Origin of the sequence: Pseudobutyrivibrio sp. 49 (genome assembly GCF_900100545.1) — a bacterium.
GTDB lineage: Bacteria > Bacillota > Clostridia > Lachnospirales > Lachnospiraceae > Pseudobutyrivibrio.
The window spans coordinates 1-23,325 of sequence record NZ_FNDP01000029.1 but is presented as its reverse complement, the minus strand read 5'-3'; the positions used below and the strand labels follow the sequence as shown (position 1 = coordinate 23,325).

22 protein-coding genes and 1 pseudogene are annotated in these 23,325 nt (G+C 41.0%); 4 read left to right on the top strand and 19 right to left on the bottom strand.

Features of this window, described 5'->3' with window-relative positions:
* The 10 genes from rfbB to BLP54_RS14880 all read right to left on the bottom strand — a co-directional run.
* Positions 1-904 (bottom strand): dTDP-glucose 4,6-dehydratase (gene rfbB, locus BLP54_RS14925; protein WP_090171259.1); only part of this gene is annotated, 904 nt, incomplete at its 3' end.
* A gap of 21 nt (positions 905-925) precedes the next feature.
* Complete coding sequence (leuA, locus tag BLP54_RS14920; protein WP_090171256.1) at positions 926-2,614, bottom strand: 2-isopropylmalate synthase; 1,689 nt, start codon at positions 2,612-2,614, stop codon at positions 926-928.
* Positions 2,615-2,641: 27 nt separating this feature from the next.
* On the bottom strand, positions 2,642-2,908 hold the full coding sequence (locus BLP54_RS14915) for an HPr family phosphocarrier protein (RefSeq protein WP_090171253.1): 267 nt from the start codon (positions 2,906-2,908) through the stop codon (positions 2,642-2,644).
* 36 nt (positions 2,909-2,944) lie between these two features.
* On the bottom strand, positions 2,945-4,294 hold the full coding sequence (glmM, locus tag BLP54_RS14910; protein ID WP_090171248.1) for a phosphoglucosamine mutase: 1,350 nt from the start codon (positions 4,292-4,294) through the stop codon (positions 2,945-2,947).
* 38 nt (positions 4,295-4,332) lie between these two features.
* Positions 4,333-5,580, bottom strand: coding sequence for a CdaR family protein (locus BLP54_RS14905; RefSeq protein WP_090171245.1), 1,248 nt, complete (start codon positions 5,578-5,580; stop codon positions 4,333-4,335).
* Positions 5,581-6,447, bottom strand: a complete 867-nt coding sequence (gene cdaA, locus BLP54_RS14900) for a diadenylate cyclase CdaA (RefSeq protein ID WP_242870724.1) — start codon at positions 6,445-6,447, stop codon at positions 5,581-5,583.
* 30 nt (positions 6,448-6,477) lie between these two features.
* On the bottom strand, positions 6,478-7,389 hold the full coding sequence (locus tag BLP54_RS14895) for a hypothetical protein (RefSeq protein WP_090171242.1): 912 nt from the start codon (positions 7,387-7,389) through the stop codon (positions 6,478-6,480).
* Positions 7,390-7,842: a hypothetical protein gene (locus BLP54_RS14890; protein ID WP_090171240.1), complete on the bottom strand. Its 453-nt coding sequence runs from the start codon at positions 7,840-7,842 to the stop codon at positions 7,390-7,392.
* 118 nt (positions 7,843-7,960) lie between these two features.
* Positions 7,961-8,362: a flagellar protein gene (locus tag BLP54_RS14885; RefSeq protein WP_090171237.1), complete on the bottom strand. Its 402-nt coding sequence runs from the start codon at positions 8,360-8,362 to the stop codon at positions 7,961-7,963.
* Positions 8,363-8,380: 18 nt separating this feature from the next.
* Positions 8,381-9,115, bottom strand: coding sequence for a ComF family protein (locus tag BLP54_RS14880; RefSeq protein ID WP_090171234.1), 735 nt, complete (start codon positions 9,113-9,115; stop codon positions 8,381-8,383).
* 70 nt (positions 9,116-9,185) lie between these two features.
* Here BLP54_RS14880 and BLP54_RS14875 point away from each other — a divergent pair, with 70 nt between their 5' ends.
* The 4 genes from BLP54_RS14875 (at position 9,186) to BLP54_RS14860 (ending at position 13,567) form a co-directional block, all read left to right on the top strand.
* Positions 9,186-10,565, top strand: coding sequence for an ABC transporter substrate-binding protein (locus BLP54_RS14875; protein ID WP_090171231.1), 1,380 nt, complete (start codon positions 9,186-9,188; stop codon positions 10,563-10,565).
* A 3-nt stretch (positions 10,566-10,568) separates the two neighbouring features.
* Positions 10,569-11,615 (top strand): glycosyltransferase, encoded by a 1,047-nt coding sequence (locus BLP54_RS14870; RefSeq protein WP_090171228.1) that lies wholly within the window; start codon positions 10,569-10,571, stop codon positions 11,613-11,615.
* Entirely contained in the window at positions 11,612-12,142 is a 531-nt protein-coding gene (locus tag BLP54_RS16265; protein WP_090171225.1) for a serine O-acetyltransferase, read from the top strand. The genes BLP54_RS14870 and BLP54_RS16265 overlap by 4 nt, the downstream gene beginning before the upstream one ends.
* A 150-nt stretch (positions 12,143-12,292) precedes the next feature.
* Entirely contained in the window at positions 12,293-13,567 is a 1,275-nt protein-coding gene (locus tag BLP54_RS14860) for a hypothetical protein (protein WP_090171223.1), read from the top strand.
* Here BLP54_RS14860 and BLP54_RS14855 read toward each other — a convergent pair.
* The 9 genes and pseudogenes from BLP54_RS14855 to BLP54_RS16005 form a co-directional block, all read right to left on the bottom strand.
* Complete coding sequence (locus BLP54_RS14855) at positions 13,547-14,707, bottom strand: CgeB family protein (protein WP_090171219.1); 1,161 nt, start codon at positions 14,705-14,707, stop codon at positions 13,547-13,549. The two genes, BLP54_RS14860 and BLP54_RS14855, sit on opposite strands and share 21 nt — an antisense overlap.
* 98 nt (positions 14,708-14,805) lie before the next feature.
* Entirely contained in the window at positions 14,806-16,671 is a 1,866-nt protein-coding gene (locus BLP54_RS14850) for a glycosyltransferase (RefSeq protein ID WP_090171216.1), read from the bottom strand.
* A gap of 62 nt (positions 16,672-16,733) precedes the next feature.
* Entirely contained in the window at positions 16,734-17,231 is a 498-nt protein-coding gene (locus BLP54_RS14845; RefSeq protein ID WP_090171213.1) for a hypothetical protein, read from the bottom strand.
* Between the two features lie 140 nt (positions 17,232-17,371).
* Positions 17,372-18,874, bottom strand: a complete 1,503-nt coding sequence (locus tag BLP54_RS14840; protein ID WP_090171211.1) for a flagellin N-terminal helical domain-containing protein — start codon at positions 18,872-18,874, stop codon at positions 17,372-17,374.
* A 360-nt stretch (positions 18,875-19,234) separates the two neighbouring features.
* Positions 19,235-19,717: a hypothetical protein gene (locus tag BLP54_RS14835; RefSeq protein ID WP_090171208.1), complete on the bottom strand. Its 483-nt coding sequence runs from the start codon at positions 19,715-19,717 to the stop codon at positions 19,235-19,237.
* Between the two features lie 58 nt (positions 19,718-19,775).
* Positions 19,776-20,180, bottom strand: coding sequence for a flagellar export chaperone FliS (gene fliS, locus BLP54_RS14830; protein ID WP_090171205.1), 405 nt, complete (start codon positions 20,178-20,180; stop codon positions 19,776-19,778).
* Between the two features lie 51 nt (positions 20,181-20,231).
* Positions 20,232-22,403 (bottom strand): flagellar filament capping protein FliD, encoded by a 2,172-nt coding sequence (gene fliD / locus BLP54_RS14825; RefSeq protein WP_090171202.1) that lies wholly within the window; start codon positions 22,401-22,403, stop codon positions 20,232-20,234.
* Positions 22,404-22,417: 14 nt separating this feature from the next.
* Complete coding sequence (locus BLP54_RS14820; protein ID WP_090171199.1) at positions 22,418-22,840, bottom strand: flagellar protein FlaG; 423 nt, start codon at positions 22,838-22,840, stop codon at positions 22,418-22,420.
* A 281-nt stretch (positions 22,841-23,121) separates the two neighbouring features.
* Positions 23,122-23,325: pseudogene (locus tag BLP54_RS16005) on the bottom strand (IS4 family transposase); the annotation flags it as partial.

Genomic DNA, 23,325 nt, shown 5'->3' with positions numbered 1-23,325 from the left:
CATGACCCTTTCTATCTGTTACATACTTAATAAGCTTCTCTGATACAAGCTCCTTACGTGGGTCTCCCTCTGGAAGCATCTCCTGAAGTGTATCAAGGATGATGTGAATAATCTGAATGTTCTGCTTCTCGTTGTGACCACCGATGTTATATGTCTCAAAAAGCTTACCCTGCTCTTGAACCATATCGATTCCCTTAGCGTGATCCTCTACATATAACCAGTCACGTACGTTCTTTCCATCACCGTATACTGGAAGATCCTTGCCCTGAAGCGCATTGTTGATGATAAGTGGAATGAGCTTCTCTGGGAACTGGTAAGGGCCATAGTTGTTAGAGCAGTTTGTAATGTTTGCAGGGAACTTATATGTATCCATGTAAGCCTTTACAAGCATGTCTGAGCTGGCCTTTGAAGCTGAGTATGGTGAATGTGGATCGTATGGAGTTGTCTCATAGAAGAAGGCGTTGTCATCATCTGGAAGTGATCCATAAACTTCGTCTGTAGAAACGTGAAGGAACTTCTTTCCCTCCTTGAATGAGCCGTCTTCCTGCTCCCAAGCTTCTTTAGCACAGTTAAGCATTACAGCTGTACCAAGTACGTTTGTCTGAACGAATACTTCTGGGTTAACAATTGAACGGTCTACGTGAGACTCTGCTGCGAAATGAACTACACGGTCGATATCGTTCTCCTGGAAGATTTTTCTAATTGCTTCCTTATCGCAGATATCAGCCTTTACAAATGTGTAGTTATCACGGTTCTCGATGTCCTTAAGGTTCTCGAGGTTACCTGCATATGTAAGCTTATCAACGTTGATGATTCTAATCTCGTTGTCATACTTCTTAAACATGTAGTGAATGTAGTTAGAGCCAATGAATCCAGCTCCGCCTGTAACTAAATAAGTTCTCATAATTTTATATTTCCTTTCGTTTTAAACATAGTCCTTTGCTTTCGCAATTAATCTATTATACGCAGAGAATAAACTGCGGATAGATGCTCTTGTAATATTTGAGCTTACGCCAACACCGAATGTTGTGTTGCCGTGACGCTCGTCACGCATTTCAATATATGCTGCAGCCTTTGCACCTGAGCCCTGTCCCTGTGAAAGTGTATGCTCGGTGTAATCGATAAGTGTGAACTCAAGCTCTGGTACACACTGCTTGATTGCAAGCTTAACAGCATCGATAGGTCCGTTTCCTTCTGCCTCTGAATGGAATTTCTCTCCATTGTAGCTGAAGTCAAGAACTGCAACTGTATCGTCAGTCTCTTTGCTATCCTGAATAACAACATATTCAAGAGTAAGTGGCTCCTTGTTCTCAAGATACTGAGACTTGAATGCCTCCATAATGCGCTGTGGTGTAACCTCGCCGCCCTGCTTTTCAGAAATGTACTGAACAACATCGGCAAACTCACGCTGCATCTTCTTAGGAAGCTTGTAGCCGTAAACTGTATCCATAACAAAGGCTACGCCACCCTTTCCAGACTGGCTGTTGATACGAACCACAGGCTCGTACTTACGTCCGATATCTGCTGGATCGATTGGAAGATATGGAACCTCCCAGAACATATTCTGACGATCCTTCATAGCGCGGACGCCCTTATTAATAGCATCCTGGTGTGAACCAGAGAACGCTGTAAACACAAGCTCACCTGCATATGGATGTCTTGCGTCTGTAGGCATTTTTGTAACTCGCTCACATACCTCAACAATTTCCTTGATATCCTCGAGGTAAAGCTCTGGGTTAACACCCTGTGAAAACATATTGTAAGCGATTGTAAGAATATCTACGTTGCCAGTACGCTCGCCGTTTCCAAGAAGTGTTCCCTCTACACGGTCTGCGCCAGCAAGAAGTCCAAGCTCTGTAATAGCAACACCTGTTCCTCTGTCATTATGTGGATGAATAGAAAGGATGATATTATCTCTATCCTTGAAGTGTGTGCTCATCCACTCTATCTGGTCTGCGTAAACATTAGGTGTGTTCATCTCCACTGTTGCAGGGAGATTGAAAATGATTGGTGCAGGAGTAGCTTTATTCCATGTGTCCTGCACTGCTGTACAGATATCAAGTGCAAACTCTACCTCTGTACCTGTAAATGACTCTGGCGAATATTCAAGCTGTAAGTTGCCATCAAATTTATCAAGACGGTCTTTAACCATCTGTGTACCCTTCTTGGCAATCTCAATAATCTCGTCCTTTTCAGCGTTGAAAACAACATCACGCTGAAGTGTGGATGTTGAATTGTAAATGTGGAAAATTACATTTTTGATTCCTTTGATTGCCTCAAATGTACGGTCGATTAATTCTTCTCTACACTGAGAAAGTACCTGAACCTTTACATCATCAGGAATCTTATTTTCAGCAACTAACTGTCTTAAAAAATCAAATTCAATTTGACTGGCTGCGGGAAAGCCTATCTCTATTTCTTTAAAGCCTAGCTTAATTAGGAGGTCGAATAGTTCCATTTTTTCGTCAACCGACATTGGTTCGACGAGAGCCTGATTGCCGTCACGTAGATCAACTGAGCACCAAATTGGAGCCTTGGTAATCTGCTTGTTTGGCCAAGTACGCTCTGGAAACTGTAACACTGGGTTCGCTTTGTAACGCTTGTAGTTCAACATTGTTCTTCCTCCTAAAACTATATAACTTTATTCTCCAAGACCTGCCTCAATAGATGAGACAAGGTCATCAAGAGCCTCCTTTTCATCTGCACCTTCGCAGATTAATTCAATTTCTTCACCCCTCTTAACACATGCTCCGAGTACGCTTAATACCGACTTTGCATTTGCTTCGTAGTTGTTGTTGGTTTTAAATGTAACTTTAGAACCATATTTCATGGCTATCTCGCAAAGTAGTCCCGCTGGGCGTAGGTGAAGTCCCGTCGCATTTCTAATCTTAACTTTTTGTGAAACCATATAAATTCTATTCTCTAAATAATCCCAAAATCCTAATTACAACATTGTGCTGGTGATTAACTCAGCTAATTCTTTTGCATCTGCCTCAATCTCAGCCTGATTCTTTCCCTCGATCATGACACGAACAAGTGGCTCTGTGCCTGATGGGCGGATGAGCACGCGGCCTTCGCCTGCGAACTTCTCCTCAAGCTTCTTGATTGCATCTGCAATCTCAGGATACTCCATGTAGCTTTCCTTCTTGTGGTTTGGCACCTTGGCATTTACAAGTGCCTGAGGTAATACCTCCATGATAGAAGCAAGCTCTGAAAGCGACTTACCTGTCTCAACGATAACCTTGAGAAGGTGAAGTGCTGAAAGTAATCCATCTCCTGTGGTGTTGTCATCTAAGAAGATAACGTGACCACTCTGCTCGCCACCGATGTTATATCCGTTTGCAAGCATGTTCTCTAATACATATCTGTCACCAACCTTTGTGATTTCAAGGTTGATTCCCTGCTCCTTAGCCATAAGTGTGAAGCCAAGGTTTGTCATTACTGTAACAACGCAGGTATCCTTCTTAAGAGTACCATTGTCCTTCATGTGCTTTGCGCAGATTGCCATAATCTGGTCACCGTCAACAAGGCGTCCCTTCTCATCTACTGCAAGCATTCTGTCGGCATCGCCATCAAATGCGAGACCAACCTGAGCATTCTCAGCAACTACACGTGCTCTAAGCTCATCCATGTGAGTACTTCCGCAGTTGCTGTTGATGTTTGTTCCATCTGGATTGTTGTGGAGTGTGATAAGCTCTGCGCCAAGCTCTGAGAGACATGCGACGCTTGTGCGATAAGATGCACCTTCTGCACAGTCTATAACAATCTTTAAACCTGATAAATCAAGTGGAACTGTCTTCTTAAGGAAATCTACATACTCACGACCAAGGTCGAAGCGGTATTCAATCTTTCCAATCTCAGCACCTGTAGGAAGGTTAACTCCCTTCATGTCTGATTCGATAAGGGCCTGAATCTCATCCTCAAGCTCATCTGAAAGCTTAAAGCCATCACCGTTGAAGAACTTGATTCCATTAAACTCCATTGGGTTGTGGCTGGCTGAAATAACAACTCCAGCATCAACCTTATGCTTACGTGTAAGGTAAGCAATAGCAGGTGTTGGTAGAACTCCAACATAAACTGCATTTGCACCAACTGAGCAGATACCTGCCATAAGTGCAGAAGCAAGCATTGTACCTGAAATACGTGTGTCACAGCCAACGATGATTGTAGGCTGGTGGCTTGCTTCCTTAGTAAGTACATAAGCGCCTGCCTGTCCAAGTGCACATGCAAGCTCTATTGTCAGCTCTGAGCCAGCTACTCCTCTGACTCCGTCTGTTCCAAATAATCTTCCCATTATTAATCCTCATTTCTTTTTATCACTGCCTACTGAGACTAATTGTTTGTAGCCTCGATAACTGTAACAGTGACAGATGTATTTTGAATGGTAATACCATCAAAATTATCAAATTGTAATACTGCATTCTGGCCTTCGCCAACACTGAGTCCTGAGCAATCGATGTAGCCCTTAACATTCTCAGCCTTAAGTGCTGCCAAATCCTCCTCCGTACCGAAAATATCTACGGTGATTGCTTTGGCATCAAGTGAAACAGCCAGTCCCTCAGGAACACCCTTCAGCTCGATATTCTCGGCTGGGACACTGATTGTAGACGCTGTCTCGTTAGACATTGTTACATAAATTGCAACCTTCGATGAGGTGCCCTCTGCAAGCTGTACACCATCAGGCAGATAAGATGAAATATCAACTGATGTTGTAAATGAGCCTGTAAGGTTTGACAGATTGATAACTGTTTCTGGAATGGTGATGTTACTAACTTCATTGAGTGCGCTAGGCTCACCAATAATCATTACAGATGATGGATCTGTCTTTATGCTTCCAAGTGTAAGCTCAGGGGAAAGAATTCCGCTTGTCTTAACCACTATGTCTACTGCCTTCGTATTTACGAATGAAACGCTGACGCTTACTGTAGATACTGACATATTGAGCTGTGATGTATCTACTGTCTCGCCCTTTGCATCGTAAAACTTTGGAATAACATTTTCTGTGAAGTTGCTTGTAACACCTGTGATGTTGGCTGAAGCAACTACAGTGTCAATTTTATTCACAATATCCTGTGGACCGGTGACAGTGATAACAGTTGGGCTGCAGGTAACTTCCTCAACTGCAAGCTCCGGTTCAAGGGTGCCATTGGTCTGTGCACTAATGACGAATCTCTCTGTCGTTAAATCCTTAAGGTTAACGTACAGATAATTCTGTCTGCTGGAAATAGTGATGTAGTTTGCGTATGACTTGGCTGCGATTGTAACCGGCACACGCTCGCTATTTTCCAGATTGTTCATATCAGCCACTGCAGAGAAATCTGATGGTGAAAGCTTCTCTATGATAGAACGCTTTGCTGTAACTCTGAAGCTGACTGTATTTACGCCATCCTTAATCTCGTATAGCTTTCCTGCCTGTGTAAGCACATCCTCATTTGTGACTGTAACAACCGAGGTGAATGTTCTTGTCTGCTTAGGGTCGTCGATATTTACAACAACAAGCCAAAGCAGGAACGAGAATATGATTGCTAAAATCTTAATTCCTACATTCTTTGTGAGGGCATTAATTATTTTCTGCTGCATTTATTTGCCCTCCTTTTCAGTTTGTGTGAAAGCCTCTACTGCTTCCTCAGGACTCTGGAGACGTTTGAGCTCTGCAATAAGCTCGTCCTCCTTTACATCGCGAACGATGCGTCCCTCTCTTGCGTAAGAAACAGTACCTGTCTCCTCTGAAACAACAATTGTGAGGGAATCTGAAACTTCACTGATTCCAACTGCCGCTCTGTGTCTGGTTCCAAGGTCCTTTGAGAGAGCCATATTGTCAGACAGTGGCAGGTAGCAGGTAGCCGAAACTACTCTGTCCCCTCGAACGATGACAGCTCCATCGTGAAGCGGAGTGTTCTTTTCAAATATATTGATAAGCAGCTGTCTAGAGACTACTGCATCAATGCCAATACCTGTACGCTCAAACTCAGTGAGCTGCATATCCTTTTCTACCACGATAAGGGCACCTGTCTTAACAGCTCCCATCTCATAGCAGGCGGTAACAAGACCTACGATTGTAGAATCGTCGAATTTCTTTGCACCTGTCTTAAGAATATTCCACGTGAACAGTGATGTTATCTTTCTGCGACCAATCTGCTCAAGTGCACGACGAAGCTCTGGCTGGAACACCACAATAAGCACCGTCACCGCAACTGAAACCAGCTTCTCACCCAACCACAGGATGGTGTTCATCTGGAATATAGCTGCTATAAGGAAGAACAGCATAATAATCAGCACGCCTCGGATAAGCATCCAAACGCGGCTGTTCTTAACCCAGACCAGCAGGTGGTACATAAAGTATGCAATTATGAAAACCTCGATTACATCTGTGATGGAAACATCGGGAATATTTACATTGAAATAATCATCGATGAAGGCATCAACAGCGTTTACAAAATCAACCACCGGATTTCCTTCCTTCTACCCTAAAGGGTTTTATATTTTCTTAACTTCCTTATCCTCTTCTGCAATACGAATCTTTGGAACAGCTGTGACGTAGTAATAATAATCATCATCCTCAAACTGAACCTTCTCGATTCGAGAATAATCCAAATCTAGTACGAAGTAATTCAAAATGAATCCAACTGCAAATACTAGAATATTTCCCAAAATAAGTCCCGGAATCTCACCCTTCTGGCTGGTGAGTAGGTAGCCTGCAAGCATAATGATGAATTCAACAGTAACACCTGCTGCATTAGCAACCATCCAAGACATATTTATGCTGGACTGTCTTAACATGTAAACAACCAAAAACATAGCTGCCATGGCGATAATGAAAAACCAGAACATGCGATTCTTCAGCATCTGCTCCTGAACAAGTGAGAACACTGAAACATCAGAAGTCTCATCCACGATAGCTGTGGTATTATCCTTAATAACATGGAGATAAAAAGCGATAACTGAGCCACAAATAACCGATGTAAGCTCGTTAACATTTGACATTAGGCCTGTGGCCAGTGACATAACATATGGCGCACCAAAGGAATAGCAGATTGGCACTGTAACCATATTAGAAGTGACCTTGCTTCTAAAATAAGCGCAAACAAGGTAACCCACTACCACCAAACCAAGTGCAACCACTGCAACCATTGGTGAAAGGGATACCAAATCTATCAATAATACAATTGTAAGAACGAGCGATACTCCCTGAATAGGGAAAAACGCACAGACGAAAGCGATAATAATGGAAACCCAAATCTGACTGATGTGCTTATTGTGACCGAAATTAGCTCGGATACACATAAGACCAACAAATGCCACCAGGGCGCTCCATATTTTTAAGAAAAGCATTTCTCTCGAAAGTACAAATCTTCGTACATCATCTCGTAATCTAATAAAAGCGTTCATTTAGAATTCCTCTAGTCCTTTTTTATCGTCGTAATCTCTGGCAAGGAGTGGGCGTGTCTGCTGCACTTCTGCCTCGTACATATGATTGAGCTTTGAGTATTTCACTGCAAGCTCCTTGATAAGGCGTTTGCCGCGCTTGTAGCGCTTCGCTGCTCTTGCTCTGGCTGAGTGAACATGAATAATAATGTAGGCTGCGTATACTAACAGCCCTGCCAAAGCTATCATTAATATGTACATTGTTGTGATATTCTCAAGAACGTTGCTAACCAGATATAAAACAATGGCCGCATATATAACACCATAGAAAAGAGTGCCTGCAAGGAAGCCTCCCCATCCATGAAGCGCAATATATTCTTTCTTAGAATAGCGAAGCATAGGCTGATACTCATGACCCATTTCCTTTTCGAAAATGGCCATAGCAGTCATATGCTTGACGCGATCTTCATTTATCATAAACAATTATCCTCTGTCTTCTACACCTAGTAATTCAGAATCAGTATAGCATAAACAGTTTCTAAAAAAAACACCTACCGAGATTACCCGGCAGGTGTAAACATCGATTTAGTTTATTTTAGATAAAGCGCATCTTGTTCTCTTTCTTTGGCTTCTGTACTGGAGGTGGTGGAGCCTGTGGCTTTTCAATAGACTTAGACAAAGCATCAGCTGTCTTATTCTTGCAATTCTCACAGTATTTACCTGTTCTGATAGTTGCCCCACAGATTTCACACTCGATACCAACTGGAGAATCATCGGCAAACTGAAGACGCTCTTCACGGATCCACTGACGAATCTGGTTAGTGGTTACCTCATTAGCATCAGAAATTTCCTGAATGGAAGCACGTGGATTCTCTCTGATATACTCTTTGGTATTCTGGAACTTCTTCTCGATATCAGCGCGGCAAGCCTCACAAATATTTGGGCCACCTAAATAGTTAAACAACCTTCCACATGTTTTACAGTTACGCACATCCATAGATGATACCTCCTAAATTTACTGCATCTCACCAATGCAGATGCTCATGCCATAGACCTGTTCCATTCCCCCTTGCTTAAGCACTTTAGCCACTTCATCCATTGTTGTACCAGTTGTGTAAATATCATCAACTAATAGCACTTTTTTAAATTGTACATCATTTTTCTGCAAACTAAAAGCTTTTAACAGATTTTTCTTTCTTTTTATGGCATTTAACTGTTTCATTGCCTCAGTATCTTTATCTCGTTGCACAATTTTATCAGCCATGGGGATACCTGAAATCTCGCTCAAAGCCCTTGCAAATACCGCTGCCTGATTATATCCTCGACGTTTTTCCTTATATTTATACATAGGCACAGGCACTATTGCCTCGATTCCATTTTTCTTTATCCAGTCTCCATAATAGTAAAGGCCGTGTCTAGCAAAAGTTTTGGCATAGCACCTTCTGTTTCCATATTTAAAACGATACATGGCGGCCTTCATATCCCCAGTGTACTGGTAGATTGCCTTGTTTTGAATAAAGGTTCTTGTGGTGCAAACACAATTTCTACAAAACTCCGCTCTATCATCTGAGATAGGGGTGCCACATTTCATGCAGGCAACAGGTCCAACCAGCTTTACTTTTGAACTGCAGGTAGCGCAAAACCCAATTTCTTTTTCTATTTTTAATAAAACTTTATCACAAGCCACGCATCGTTTTGGATACAATACACCTAACAAGGGGGCTATAATACTCTTTATATGTAAATACATTCAATACTCCTTGAAAAAAACAAATCACTACATATATAATTTAGTAACCAAATAAAAAAGGAATTTTAATATGAAAAAAAGATTTTTAAGTTTGATTTTAATAGCAACCATGGCATTTTCCATGACCGCTTGTGGAAAAAAGACTGCTGAGCAGCCTGCTAATGAGGTAAAAGATGAATCTGAAAATGATTCGTATTGCTATAATATATCAGCCCTTTTATCAGAAGACAATACCTATAATCAGGTTTTACTTCAGGGCTTCACAGATTGTCTTACAGATTATCTTGGAGAGCAGCATTTCAAAATCACTAAAGAAGCTGTTGACGAAGAAAATTCCAGCGACATGCTTGTTGCTCATACCATTTCAAAGTCACCAGATATGATTTTCACAGCTGGTAAATCCACTCTTCTTTCTGCAAAGAAAGGCACAGAGTTTATTCCTATCGTTGCCACAGGCATTGTAGATTTTAAGGGCACACTTCGAATTGCCAGCCTTAATGGTAAATCTTGGGACAAGACTACAGGCACTAATGTTACAGGTGTCAGCAGTAAGCCAAGCATCGTTGATCAGGTTTCACTGATGATAGAGGCTACAAAGGATTTACAGACAGTTGGAATTCTCTTCTCAGCAGATGATACTGATGCCATCTATCAGAATGAGATTTTCGAGGCCTACTTAAATCAGGCAGGCATCCCTTGGAAGGAATATTTGATTCCATCTCCAGTAGAAACTTCTATTAGTAGTGAAGAGGAGCAGAACTCTACAGCCCTTTCAGCCAGCAAGTACGTTGCTTTCTCGGCTAAGCAGGGCATGAATAACGATATTATCTCTCTAGATGACAGCGCAGACCCAGGTCTCAATTCTACTTCATCTACTAGAGTTGCTTTAGTTTCTGAATTCTGGGAGGGAGGAAAGGTCCTTCCTGTTACTGAAGAAGTTTCTGAAGATGAGAGTGCAGAAGCAAAAGATACTACTGACAAATCAACTAAAGATTCAAAGTCTTCTGATGAGGAAGAGGAAATAGTTCCTACTCTTGAAGAGCTTATTTCAGAAGTTTGCAATGAGTGCTCCGCTATTTATATTCCTTATGGAAGCACTCTTTCAAGCGAGATGGAAACTATCGGAAATATTACAACCGCAGCTGGTGTTACTGTAGTTGCTGGTGATACTGAAGTTGGCGAGCATGCTCTCGTTACACTTTTCCAGGATCCTTACACTCTCGGTTATGCAGCTGGAAAGAAGGCTGTTAAGGTCTTCAACGGTGATGAGATTTCATCAATAAAGATTGGTTCAGGCGATGGTGATGACGCCGTTAAGCTTTACAACGGAACAATCGCAGAGAAATTCGAAATGGAATTTCCAAAGTCTTTCAAGGAGCTTAACGAATTCCTTGATACTTATGAATATGGCAGTACTACCACAAGGTACACTGCTTCGGGGGAAGAATAATTTATGATTCTACATGTAATCAAATCCAACATTTATTCCGGTGCGGAAAATGTTGTCTGTCAAATCATCAAAGGACTTTCGGACAAGGAGGAGTTCATTTATATGGCTCCTCACGGTCCTATTGAGGACAAACTCAAATCTATTGGTTTGTACGATTGCTACTACGGCATTGAAAAACTGGATGCAGCATCTATAAAGTCAGCAGTCGATAAATTTCACCCTACAGTGGTTCACGCCCATGATTTCACCGCCAGTGTTCTTTGCGGTCTTGCCCTAAAAGGCAGTGTTCCAATTGTTTCCCACTTACACAACAATCCACCATGGATAAAACAGCTTAATATCAAATCCCTTTCTTATCTTTTTGCCTGCAGATATTTTAACCATATCCTTATGGTTTCAGATGCTGTAAAAGATGAGTACAGATACACTTCAAAGATTAAGTGTCCTATCAGTATTGTAGGGAATCCGTTCTCTGTTGACGGTGTTGTTTCTCAGGTAGATAAGGACACTGATGCTTCTGCCCTTTCAAGCGACATTCTTTTTGTAGGTCGTCTTGTGGAACAGAAGGATCCTCTTCGTTTTGCAGAGATTGCAAATGAGCTTATTAATTCTGGTGACGTTAACACTGCAAGAGTCATCGGTGATGGTGAGCTTTTTGATTCATTGGCTAACTTCGTAAAGGAAAATCATTTGGAAGGAAAGCTTATTTTAGAGGGCTTTAAGAAGAATTCCTATGACTACATGGCTAACACTAAAATCCAGATTATGCCTTCAAAGTGGGAAGGTTTTGGACTTGTAGCTTTGGAAGCTATGTCTTTAGGCCGTCCAGTTCTTGGCACTCAAAACGGAGGTCTGGTGAATATAATCGATAGTAGCTGCGGAAGTGTATGCTCTTCTACTTCAGACTATGTAAATGCCGCCAGAGAATTATTATCTAATCATCAGCTTTACGACAGCAAATCTGAAGGTGCTAAAGCCCGAGCATTAGAATATAATAACATCAGCGAATACTGTGATAAACTTTACAAAATATACGAGGACGTCAGATGACAAAACAAGAATATAAAAGAATTCTCAGATGTGATTATTTAAGATATTCAAAGGATACTTCCCTGGTGGGTCGTATCAAAACATATATGATAAAGCCTGGTTATTGCTGGTGCCATTGGTACAGAAAGTTCTGTTATCTAAACAGCAAACCTTATCTAAAGCCATTGGCTTTTTTGACTAGGCTTCACTTCCATAACATATCCGTGAAATTTGGAATAGACATTCCAAGCCATATTGCGCCTATAGGTGAAGGCTTTTACATTGACCATTTCTCATGCATAGTCGTTCACACCGATGCCATCATCGGAAAGAATGTGACTATCCGTCAGGGCTGCGTTATTGGAACAAACGGACGTGGTGTTCCTATAATTGAAGATGGGGTAGACATTGGGTCTGGCTGCGCCATCATCGGGCCAATAACTGTGGGAGCCGGAGCAATCATTGGAGCGCATTCAGTAGTTACTCATGATGTACCAGCTGGCGCAACAGTTGCTGGTAACCCAGCTCATATTCTACATATCGATTAATTATCTGACAACATTACAAAATCTTGTATGTTTACAGAAATCTTTTTGTATGGTATTATGATAGTAGCTATAAGTATCGATATCTATGTCCCGACTTAGACAAAGGATTGTCGAAGGTTATATTATCAAGGAAGAAAGGAGGGACGTCTCATGGCACGCATAGATGCAGCGTACAACTATTTCATGACCACCTATGGTAGCAACATAGGCTCTCGTTATGAATCCCATAAGAAAAGTGAGTTACGCGACACCTACAATAAAATAGTGAAGGCCAACAAGGACGCTCCTCTGTACAAAATAAAGGATATGGAGGACACTGGGCAATTTGCAATTGACATCAAAGAGCATGCCAATTCTATGTCTATGTCCTGCTCTAAGCTTTCTTCCGCTGGGGACAGCATAGAAGATCTCCTTAAAAAGAAAATCGCTTCATCTTCAGATTCAGAATCAGTAGAAGCCGTATTCGTTGGCGATGATTCTGTTAATGCAGATGATTTCACAATAGACGTTCATTCACTTGCTCAGCCACAGATTAACATGGGCAACTTCCTTCCTGCAGAAGGACATAACTTCGAGGAAGGCCAATATGCCTTTGATTTAGATATTCGTAATCATTCTTACGAGTTCCAGTACAATGTTAACGCTGGCGAGACTAATCAGACTGTACAGCAAAAAATCATCCGCTTGATTAACAGCTCTGATGTTGGTTTGAACGCATCCCTTATAACTGGAAGCAATGGCGATAATGCTATTCAGATTACTTCGAAAGCTACAGGCTTACCAGAAGGTAGTACTACTTTGTTTAACATCACTTCTGATACTTCTTGGAATGAGCTAAATACACTGGGTATCGACAAGACTATTCAGGATCCAGTAAATTCCAGCTTCACCTTAAATGGTAATGAACATTCATCTATGTCCAATACCTTCACCGTTAACAAAGCTTACGAAGTTGCCCTTAAAGCTCCTACTCCTGAAACTGTTAAAGTAGGTCTTATGAAGGATACCGAGGCTCTGACAGATGGTGTGAGCCAGTTGCTGACCAGCTACAACGGAATGATTAACATTGGACTTAAGTACAATGGTGTTCATCAGAATCGCACCCTTTTAAATGAAATTTCTTCTATAGCAAAGGGTATGCAAAGCAGCCTTGAATACGCTGGTATCCATATCGACGAAATGGGACATCTCATTCTCAATGAATCCCAGCTGTCAAAAATAATAAACAGCGATGATAGATACGAAGCTTTCACGGTTCTCAATGAATTAAAAGCAGCCATCAGCAGGGCAGCCTCAAAGGCTTCCATTAATCCGATGGCTTACGTAGATAAAGCTATAGTAGAATATAAGAATCCTGGCAAATCACTAACCGCACCTTATGCTACCAGTGCTTACTCAGGAATGTTAATGAATTATGGTCTCTAGAATTTCATTAATGCGCTGCTCGTAAGAGCAGTGCATTTTTATGTGCTCATATCCCGTTCGGGCAATTTGCTCTCTTTCAGTATCATGGCGCAGGTAATAATCCACCTTCTCATACAAGTCCTTTTGATTGTAATACCAAACGAGATGCTTCTCATTCTCGAAGAACATAGGTAATTCAGCCTGAAAATTTGAGATACAGAATCCACCTGCTCCTAAAATATCGTAAACACGAAGTGGTACTCCACTTTTGATGTTTGGGATTGTCATATTTAAATTGATTTTGGAGCCTCGGAATACCTTTGGCATTTCCTCCCAGTAATCTACACTGCCCCTGTAATTAACCTTGATTAAATCCTTTATATTTGAATTGGTGTAGATACTCACATCATGGTGTTTTGATAACTCTATCAATATGCTTCTGCGCTGCTTTTCTGCTATCTTAAATCCAAGGGTTGTTACTGAGAAAATCAAATTCAAATCAGACAGAGAATCCTCTGATTTTTCCAGCTCAAAATACTGCTGCAACTCCATAAGAATTTCAGGAGTAAGCATCCTGTCGATGATATTGATTCCCTGTAAGTCCTTCTGGGCTTCCATGGTAGCTTCAAAATATCCACGGAGATACTCAGGTAACGTAAACTCCATCTTGTCATAGGAATTTTTCTCATAGAGAGAGCCCACGAAGCTTATCTCATTTTTGTATAAATCCAAATCTGTAGAATTCTCAAAAATATAATCCAACCTTTCTGTATCAACGGCTAACGGTAGATGATAGACATGGTCTGCTCCCATCCCCTTAAACTCTTCTACATTGGTCAGATCAAACAAAAAGATTCTGTTTACATCATTAAATACAGATTTATGGTACATGGAAATCAGAGGGTTATCGCAACTCCAGCAAACGTACAAGATTCCCATCTCCTGACAGACATTAGAGATTAGTGGAAAATAATTCACTGTAAAGAAAAACTCATATACGTCTTTACAAATTATTTCTCTGAGCTTTCCTGCAAACTCTTCATCCACATCATAATTGAGGAGGTCCTGATAGACCTCCTCCACTTCATAGCCTAACTTTATGAAGGTGTATTTTATATCTTTATAATTGTAGGCTTTCCAGCGGTACATTAATATTTTCATACTATACCCCACCAGTTACACTAACAAGCATAATATTTCCCCGCTCAACTAACATGTTTCGCTAAGGAAACATTATAGCTTGTTAGTTACTGGTTCATCTAAATATGCAGTGTTTCTACTCCATATGTATTCTTAATGGCCATGATAAGTTCCTGATACGTAGCAACTGCCTCATCCACCTGCCCCGCCGCATCCAATTCTGCTATCTGGCGAAGGATGGCATCTTCCAGATCGTACATTTCCTGGAACTTTGCTGGGTCTTTTGCTTTAAGATTATCCAGCATCTGCTTTCGGCCATACATATCTGCCAACTGACTTACAGCTGGGTTCATCATAGGGCGTCTTCCAATCATGTCCTTTATATATGACAGTGCTTTTGGTACATCCTTGCTTTCACACTCAATGAAATCATTTATATCGCATCCCAGCTTGGTTTCCTGAGCCAGGGTAAAGGAAGGATTCTCAGATGGGAATAAGGAATCATGTGCTCGCTGCCATTTTACTACCGCCTGAGCGTAGGCTCCTAAAACATCCAGCAGTTGCTTGTAACTGTCCCAGCTGTCTACATTTGCAATCTGCCTTTCAAGGATACGTACATCCATGAAAAGGTTCATTTCCTTCTCACCATCAGTAGTTTTGAAGGCGTTCCTTATATTCAACAGACCTTCCTCATCAAATTCCTTCACTATGTCATCAATAATCTTTTCAAGGAGATTTCTGAAGCCCTCACTAGTGAAGAACTTGTTCAAAACATCCCTGATTTCTTTTTTATAGCCAACCTTTGCTGCCTCAGCAACAAGGGTCGTAACAAAACCTCGATTAAGTCTTACCACCTTTGAATCCCAAGTTATTCTTCTGTAATAGTGCACCAGAGGTCCATAGTCGTTCTTTCTAAGACCGCAGGTCATGGCGTAGCAGTACATGAGGTTCATGTTGGTTTCATTGAAGGTATCACTGGAGAATATTCCGCCCTGGATGAACATTAATCCTCGGTCATTACCAACCTTCTCATATACATCAAAATAGAATTTAATCTCCTCTTCGCACTTATCATTCTCGTCTCTTATGAAGTAGACCTTTGCCGCATAGAATGCCAACTTCGCCATTGGAAGTGGGAAAATCAAATCCTTCTCCTTCACTTCCTTGTAAAAATCCAGGATTTCATCCAGCATCTCAAGTCGAGCCATGGCAATAACAACACCACAGGCAAAACTACCACGATATTTATATTTTATATCTTCCTTTGTTTCACCTGTCTTTCTGAAGGTAGTCATACAAAGGTCCAAAAGCTCCTGATTGTATTTGATTGCCTTATACTCCTGAGCCAGCTGATATGGCCAACGTAGCTCGTCAGGCTCCTCTTCCATCATTTCTTTAAGCAGCGGGATATTTCTAAGGGAATGCTTAACATTATCTTCCTCAGACTCATAAACGTATCCGAAGTGTCCTGCTCTGGCATCCATGAACATAGTATTTCCAGCGCCAGGATATATGTACTCGTGGATTTTTCCCTTGAAGCATACATCAGGATCCACACGGCACATTCTCATGACCTCGATATCCTCGTACTCTTTACCCTCAAAATCCAGATAATTTCGCTGGAAATAACCGCCCACATTGTAGGTGGTGCATTTTGGGTCCTTGAAGAATTCTACAATGTACGTAGTATCTAAAAACCACTCATCATCATCTATATACAAAAACATCTTTCCATTGGCCTGATCCAGCTGGAAATTCCTAGCTGCAGCAAAATCATTTACCCATGAAAATTCAAAAACCTCATCGGCATATTTTTCGATAATCTTTCTGGTCTCCTTAGAGCAGCCAGTATCGATAACCTGGAGCTCTGAATCGATTGCCTTACGAATAGGCATCAAAGATTTAAGGCAGCGCTCTGTTGTATCTGGCCTGCCACAGCATAAAAGTGAAATTGTAAGAAGTTTTGTCTTAGGTTTGTTATTCATTTTTTTCTCCGCCCCATAATCACCAAAAGGCTCGTCATCTGACGAGCCTTACTTTTTTATTATTAGTATGTTCCGATTACTAGTGGTCTGTACATTTCCTCTCCTTCATCAAGTGGTCCTGCACTGCTTAAGCAGGAATCAATCAACCGATTGATTTCATTGCTAACGATGCGCTTCTCTCCGGGAGCGTCTACCAATCCTCTAAAGTCGTAAATATCAATACTTCTAATTTCTACTATTCTGTTTTCTATCTCACTAATGATGTCGCAAATCTTGTGATCAATTCTAACTTTTCTGTCCATTACTAAAACTGTATCACTAAGGTTTTCACTTATATCGTAAACCATGTTGCAGTAGTTTTCAAATTTTTCTACGATGTCCGAGTAATCCATGCCCATTGATTCTAAGTACTCACCAAGTACTAATGCTTTCTGCTGGCAGGCGATGAGGACTTTTAAGTCTTCTGCATCATTTCCTGTACCACCCTGTGCGAATCTTGTGTTCGCTGTGTAAAGCTCCAAAACCATTGTTAACATCTTATTTCTTGTAAAATATGCCATAAGCCTTACCTCTTTCTATCTATGAATCCATCTATGATGGAGGTGTTTTCTTCGTTAAATATTTATTAAATTGTCCTTCTTAGTAATTTCCCCACCTCGATGAGGTGGGGAGTGAGATTATGGTATTTTGTAAACAGGTGTTACTGTAGGAGATTCATAACACCCTGTGTTGCCTGATTAGCCTGAGCCAGCATTGACTGTCCTGCCTGCTGTAAGATATTGTTCTTGCTGTACTCAACCATTGTATCAGCCATGTCTGTATCACGGATACGAGATTCAGCTGCCTCTGTGTTCTCAACTACGTTGTCGAGGTTTCTAATAGAGTGCTCTAATCTGTTCTGGATAGCACCAAGTTCTGCTCTCTGAGCTGATACTCTCTGGATTGCATCGGCGATTGCGTCGATTGCATATGTAGCAGCCTTACCTGTTGCGTCTGATACGTTGATACCGTTAATACCGATTGACTTAGCGTTCATAGCTTCGATAGTAACGTTGATCTTGTTTGTCATGGCTGCGTCTGCACCTACGTGAAGGTTAAGTGTAAGTGCGTTCTGGATATTTACATAACCCTTGTTAAGTGTGAAGCTGATTGATGTAACTGTTGTCTGTCCAGTCTCACCACCGATAGTCTTCTTTGTCTCTGTGATTTCCCACATATCATCTGTAGTATTGCTTGCTGACTTGTCAGCCTTTGCTGCTCCGTCTGTAGCACCTACTGAAGAAGCTGCCTTAAGCTCTGTTAGAACCATCTGGTAAGCTGTTGTTGCCTTTACAAGAGTAACGTTTGCATCATCAATACCTGTTGTTGAGTTATATGATGTAGAGAATCTCTGTACTTCATTACCGTTGTATTTAATAACTGAACCCTTAGTAATGAGCTTGTTGAGGTATCCATTTGTTACCTTTGCGTTAGCTACATCAGATCCGATTTCATCAGGATTAATTGTATATGTCTTTCCATCGATTGAAATTGTATCGCCCTGATCAAGCTTCCAGATACCTGGGTCATCCTCTGTTGTACCACCACTTAACTTATCCTCAAGGTGAAGTGCTCTTGCTGCCTCAGCGTTTGTTGAAGCACCGATTGTGTACTGAACACCACCGATTCTATATCTTTCACCAGCTTCAAGAGATTCCATTGTGAATGTAGCTCTTGTTGTATTCTGGATAAGAGTTCCATCAAGACCAGTGTCATGAGCTGCGATGTACATTCTCTTTAATCCGATGTCGCCCTTAAGAAGGAATGTCTCGTTGAACTTTGTTGTAGAAGCGATACGATCGATTTCCTGTGTAAGCTGGTCGATTTCGTTCTGGATATCGTCACGATCTGATTCTGAGTTTGTACCGTTGGCTGCCTGTACTGCCAGCTCGTTCATTCTCTGAAGCATGTCATGAACTTCTGTGAGGGCACCTTCAGCTGTCTGTACTGAAGAAACACCGTCTGAAGCGTTTGTAGATGCCTGGGTCAAACCACGAATCTGTTTTCTCATCTTCTCAGAAATTGAAAGACCTGCTGCATCATCTGCTGCTCGGTTAATCTTATAACCACTTGAAAGCTTTTCAGTACTCTTTGACTGAGAGTCTGTTGTAATGTTCAATGTTCTTGAAGCATTAGCTGCCTGCATGTTATGTTGTACTACCATAATAATTCCTCCATGAGATTCTGCTAAATCCTTTTAGCATTTAAATCCGTTTTTCTGATAGCCCAACATCCGTGTCCGGCCCTGGTTATTTAATTTGTTTTCTAATAAGATTCGAATTCGATTTTGTAAGGGTTTTGCTGTTTGTAATTGTTCCTTACACCTTATTTATCGATACCAATGCACAAAACTTTACCCCTTTTTAGAAAAAACTTTAAATTGTCTAATAATTCCCACCATATCAACTATGTAATAAAAAAGCCGCAAACCCTTGAAAATAAAGGATTTGCGGTCTTCGTAAATACGTTAAAAAAGTAACAAAAATTCCTGTAAATTTTTATTAAAAACACCTTAAGGGGAAGGCTATTTCTTTTTATCCATAAATGCCGGGTCATCTACCTTATTATGAGCCATCATGTTCTTATAATATGATGAAACTACATCGCCAGATTTCTTTACTTCACGAACTTCTTTTTTGATGTTTGAGAAGCGGGTCTTGGCATATTCTTTGTTCTTATATTCTGTAGCCTCCACATCTGCAGTAAGTTCTGTAATCTTTCTTATTAAATCCTGCATAAGACGAATCTCATCTGCATAAGTAGCTCTATCTTCATCTAAGATAGCCTTCACACGATTGAAAAGCTGCTCGAAGCCATCATCTAACATAACAATCCTGTCGATAAGCTCCGACTTCATATTCATATTCTTCTCCAAATCATCTGGTGATGTATTTGGGTCCTGCAAAATTGCAGCCTGCTCCCTATTTCTTATAAGAAGCACCTCCAAGATATCCACCTTCTTCTCCAGAGACTCCCGTAGCATCACTACATAGTCCATATTTTCCATAAACCCCTCCATAAAATATGGCTCCCCGTAGTACGAGGAGCCACGTTACGTTTACGTGTTATCCAGCCTGCTGCCCATCCAACTTCTTTCCGTTGGCTGTGAGCTTCATAACATCCTTCCAGGTGTCGCGCATGGTGCGCAGGTGCTTCAGCACCTCCCTTAAAGTTTCTGGATCCTTATCTATCATAGCATGTCTTAAACAGCTCCTAAGATAAGAATACACAGCATGGAAATCCTTTGCAACAGGATATTTATCATCAAGGGTAATCTCAAACTCCTCGATAATCCTGTCTGTCTTGCGGATATTGTTGTGTGCCTTCTCAATATCCTTATTTTCACATGCAACAATAGCTATATTACAAAACTTTATTGCGCCTTCATACAGCATCAATGTCAGCTCTGCGGGACTAGCTGTCAATATCCTGTTTTTTGCGTAAGCATCATACCCATTCATTGGTGTCATATAAACCGCCTCCTCGTAAATCCTTTTTGCTGTCTATACTTACTAGTCTCATCATCCACCAAGCATTGATGTAATTGAAGATGAACTGTTCTGCAACTTAGCCAGTGCCGACTCCATTGCTGCAAACTTCTTATAGTAAGCGTCTTCCATATCTGTTACTCTGTCAGCCCAAGTCTTAATAAGCTTTGAGTAATTAGAGTATTCAGAAGCCATTTCCTTATCGTTATAAACCGTATATACGGATTTAACAGATGTAGACTTCATCTTGGCATCCAAATCATTATATAATCCTGTGGTAAGCTGCTTTAAGAAATCAATAACAGCATCAGGATCTTCAGTCAAAGCTTCTCTAAGCTTATCCTGCTTTCCAGAAGTCTTTGAATCCTCAGAATCACCATCGATATGGTAAGCATAGCCCTCATTCTTTTCTGCATTCAGGCTACCAAGAGTGTGGATTCCCAAAGTACCACTTAATGACCATGTCTTTCCATTGATTTCATAGGTCTTCATCATGGCCATCGTCATGGTAGAAATAATACCACTTAAGCTTGTGTCCCTACGAAGCAATGAATCCTTAATCTTCTGCTCCCACTTCTCGATTTCGCTTTCGGACATCTCATTCTTCTCATCATCTGTAAGAGGTTCATAGTCCTTGGCAGAATCTGCATTGTAGAGCTTCTGCATTTCATTCATTAAGCTGTTGTACTGACTAAGGAAATCCTTAATCTTATCATATAAAGCATCTGTATCGTTGGATACAGTTACTGACAACACTTCGTCCTCTGCTGTCTCGCCAAGTGCTTCAACAGTAAGACCATTTACCGTAATTGAATTGGTGCTGCTGGTGTATGTAACACCGTTGAGAACAATCTCAGCGTCAGTACCATCAACCTTTGTACCTGTGTTAACCTTTGTCAGATCCATCTCCCCTGACTCTATCTTCTGTGCCAGGTCGATTCTGTACATTACACTGTCTGCAAGTGCAAGGTTATCACTCTGTGACCAGAATTTACTGTAGCTTTCATCAGTGTCACTATTTTTACTACCAAAGGTATTCTGAATATACTCAGCCCATTTTGCATTTGTTGGATCTTCTAGAGCTGCATCTACTTCTGCCTGTGCTTCTGCAATGGCTGCTGCTCTAGCTGTTTGCTCTGCAGCCGTCTCGTTAGGCATAGCATTAGCTTTTTCCAACTTAACATATGCATCTCTGACTGCATTAATGGATACAACTAATCCACTTCTTGTTACCGCTAATGAATCTGAATTTATTTCACCTTTGTCATATATTTCCTTGCCGTAAGCAGTAATCTGCTCATCAGTCAAAGTAGACCAGTCCACGCCCTTATCATCAAGATATTTTGCAACATCTCTGGCACCTGGTTCAAGATTCAGATCGTTTTCAGCCTGCTCCTTCTCCTCATCCGTAGCAGTATCACTATTGATAATATCTTTATATGTCTTTGCGTATTTAATCCATTCTGCAAATCCACTGGCTGTAGCAACTCCAGCACCATACTGCTTCATTATTAAATCTGCACCTTCGGTACTTGTGGTTCCGATGGAGTTAAGCTCTGAATCTGTAAGAAGTCCTAATTTTGAAAGCGCATCCAAACCAAGTGCATTATCTGCCTGAAGAGAAAATTCTCCTGCTTCACCAGACTGCTTTCCACTTACGAATATTCTGTGATTCTTGGAATCATAATTAGCCTGTACTCCAGCTTCATTCAACTTAGAAATAAACTGATTTACAGTCATGCTGCTTTCTATATCAATTTTTGTTGTACCACCACTATTAGTTTTAACCTGTATAGTCGCTTTCTCATCAGTACCAGTTTTAATTCCTAAAGCCGCAAGTGTAGAGTCTGAGCTAATATTACTTGCAAGCTTACCACCTGTGATATAGGCAGTCTTTGCAAGTGAATTAACCTTCAAGGTCTGTGTACCATTGATTGCCTCACCACCTGCAGTAACCTTAGCCTTTGAAGAATTGCTAACTGATGCCTTCTTGGTTACATAGCTTGAACTATAGCGCAAGTTACTAACAGATGTATAAAAACTATACACCTTGGTATTCAGGTCCTTCCAGGCATCCTGTTTCCACGAGAGCTTGGTCTGGGCCTTTTCGTATTTTTCCTTCTTAAAACTGTAGGCAGACACAAGAGCCCCTACAATGGACTCAGTATCAAGACCCGAAGTTAGTCCCGAAATTCTAATAGGCATAAAAATCCCTCCTATTATCTCTTCTCATCGACCATAATTCCTGCAAGCTCCCAAGCCTTTGCAATAAGGTCTAAGGTTTCCTCTGCTGGGAATTCCTTGATAACCTTCTTTGTCTGCTTATCAACCATCTTAATGGTGACGCGGTTTGTACCCTCATGGATACCAAACACTGCTTCAGCATTGCCCTGAGCGGAATTAATTTTGCTGATGGCTTCCTTCAAAGATGAAGTAGCCTGAACCTGTTTCTCTTCTGCTTCTTCCTGCTCTGGATTTGAATTCTGTGGGGCTTTATATTCAGGTTCGCTAGCGCGTAATTCCTTTGCTGCTGCCGCGAAATCTACTGGTGTACTCTGTGTTGCTTGAACTGGCGCTGCTTTTGCTGAACTTCCCTGTCCCTGGTAGTTGCTAACTGCACTACTTACTTCGCCTATTTTCATGGTACTCCTCCTTTTAAACTTCCTTGTATATATAAAAAGTTTTATAGTCTTCTAACTCCTATATCGTACCGAGTTAAGCGAAAGTTTATAGCAAATTTAAAAAATTATAAAAAAATTAAGCCTCCCCTCAATGCAATGTCATTAAGTTAACATTGGGGCCGAGGGCAAAATGAATTAAAGAGGATGTTGGAATAGTTCCTTCATCCTCTTTTTTCATACTTTTTCCACGTCAAAAAGACGGATTAGAATCCGCCTTATAATAGCGTGTAAAATGTAAAGCTTTATGCTACTCTATAAAGGAAACCTCTGAAAATTCTTGCAGACTCGTATCTTACACGGTGCCTGTCTGGTCTAATGGGTACAAGATTTCTTGAAATGATGGTTTCCAAATCAGGTGGAGATGTTATACCACGGTAATACTTTCTGCACATGTGAGCAGCAACTGAAAAGTTGGCTTTATATGTATATTTTCTTTGTTTTTTCTT

Coding starts and splice junctions, on each gene's coding strand:
- BLP54_RS14915 (WP_090171253.1), bottom strand. CDS start 2,908: ATGGTTTCACAAAAAGTTAAGATTAGAAATGCGACGGGACTTCACCTA.
- BLP54_RS16265 (WP_090171225.1), top strand. CDS start 11,612: ATGACAAAACAAGAATATAAAAGAATTCTCAGATGTGATTATTTAAGA.
- BLP54_RS14860 (WP_090171223.1), top strand. CDS start 12,293: ATGGCACGCATAGATGCAGCGTACAACTATTTCATGACCACCTATGGT.
- BLP54_RS14835 (WP_090171208.1), bottom strand. CDS start 19,717: ATGGAAAATATGGACTATGTAGTGATGCTACGGGAGTCTCTGGAGAAG.
- glmM (WP_090171248.1), bottom strand. CDS start 4,294: ATGGGAAGATTATTTGGAACAGACGGAGTCAGAGGAGTAGCTGGCTCA.
- BLP54_RS14880 (WP_090171234.1), bottom strand. CDS start 9,115: ATGTATTTACATATAAAGAGTATTATAGCCCCCTTGTTAGGTGTATTG.
- BLP54_RS14845 (WP_090171213.1), bottom strand. CDS start 17,231: ATGGCATATTTTACAAGAAATAAGATGTTAACAATGGTTTTGGAGCTT.
- BLP54_RS14850 (WP_090171216.1), bottom strand. CDS start 16,671: ATGAATAACAAACCTAAGACAAAACTTCTTACAATTTCACTTTTATGC.
- BLP54_RS14895 (WP_090171242.1), bottom strand. CDS start 7,389: ATGAACGCTTTTATTAGATTACGAGATGATGTACGAAGATTTGTACTT.
- BLP54_RS14820 (WP_090171199.1), bottom strand. CDS start 22,840: ATGAAAATAGGCGAAGTAAGTAGTGCAGTTAGCAACTACCAGGGACAG.
- BLP54_RS14885 (WP_090171237.1), bottom strand. CDS start 8,362: ATGGATGTGCGTAACTGTAAAACATGTGGAAGGTTGTTTAACTATTTA.
- fliS (WP_090171205.1), bottom strand. CDS start 20,180: ATGACACCAATGAATGGGTATGATGCTTACGCAAAAAACAGGATATTG.
- BLP54_RS14905 (WP_090171245.1), bottom strand. CDS start 5,580: ATGCAGCAGAAAATAATTAATGCCCTCACAAAGAATGTAGGAATTAAG.
- fliD (WP_090171202.1), bottom strand. CDS start 22,403: ATGCCTATTAGAATTTCGGGACTAACTTCGGGTCTTGATACTGAGTCC.
- leuA (WP_090171256.1), bottom strand. CDS start 2,614: ATGTTGAACTACAAGCGTTACAAAGCGAACCCAGTGTTACAGTTTCCA.
- BLP54_RS14855 (WP_090171219.1), bottom strand. CDS start 14,707: ATGAAAATATTAATGTACCGCTGGAAAGCCTACAATTATAAAGATATA.
- BLP54_RS14840 (WP_090171211.1), bottom strand. CDS start 18,874: ATGGTAGTACAACATAACATGCAGGCAGCTAATGCTTCAAGAACATTG.
- BLP54_RS14890 (WP_090171240.1), bottom strand. CDS start 7,842: ATGATAAATGAAGATCGCGTCAAGCATATGACTGCTATGGCCATTTTC.
- BLP54_RS14870 (WP_090171228.1), top strand. CDS start 10,569: ATGATTCTACATGTAATCAAATCCAACATTTATTCCGGTGCGGAAAAT.
- BLP54_RS14875 (WP_090171231.1), top strand. CDS start 9,186: ATGAAAAAAAGATTTTTAAGTTTGATTTTAATAGCAACCATGGCATTT.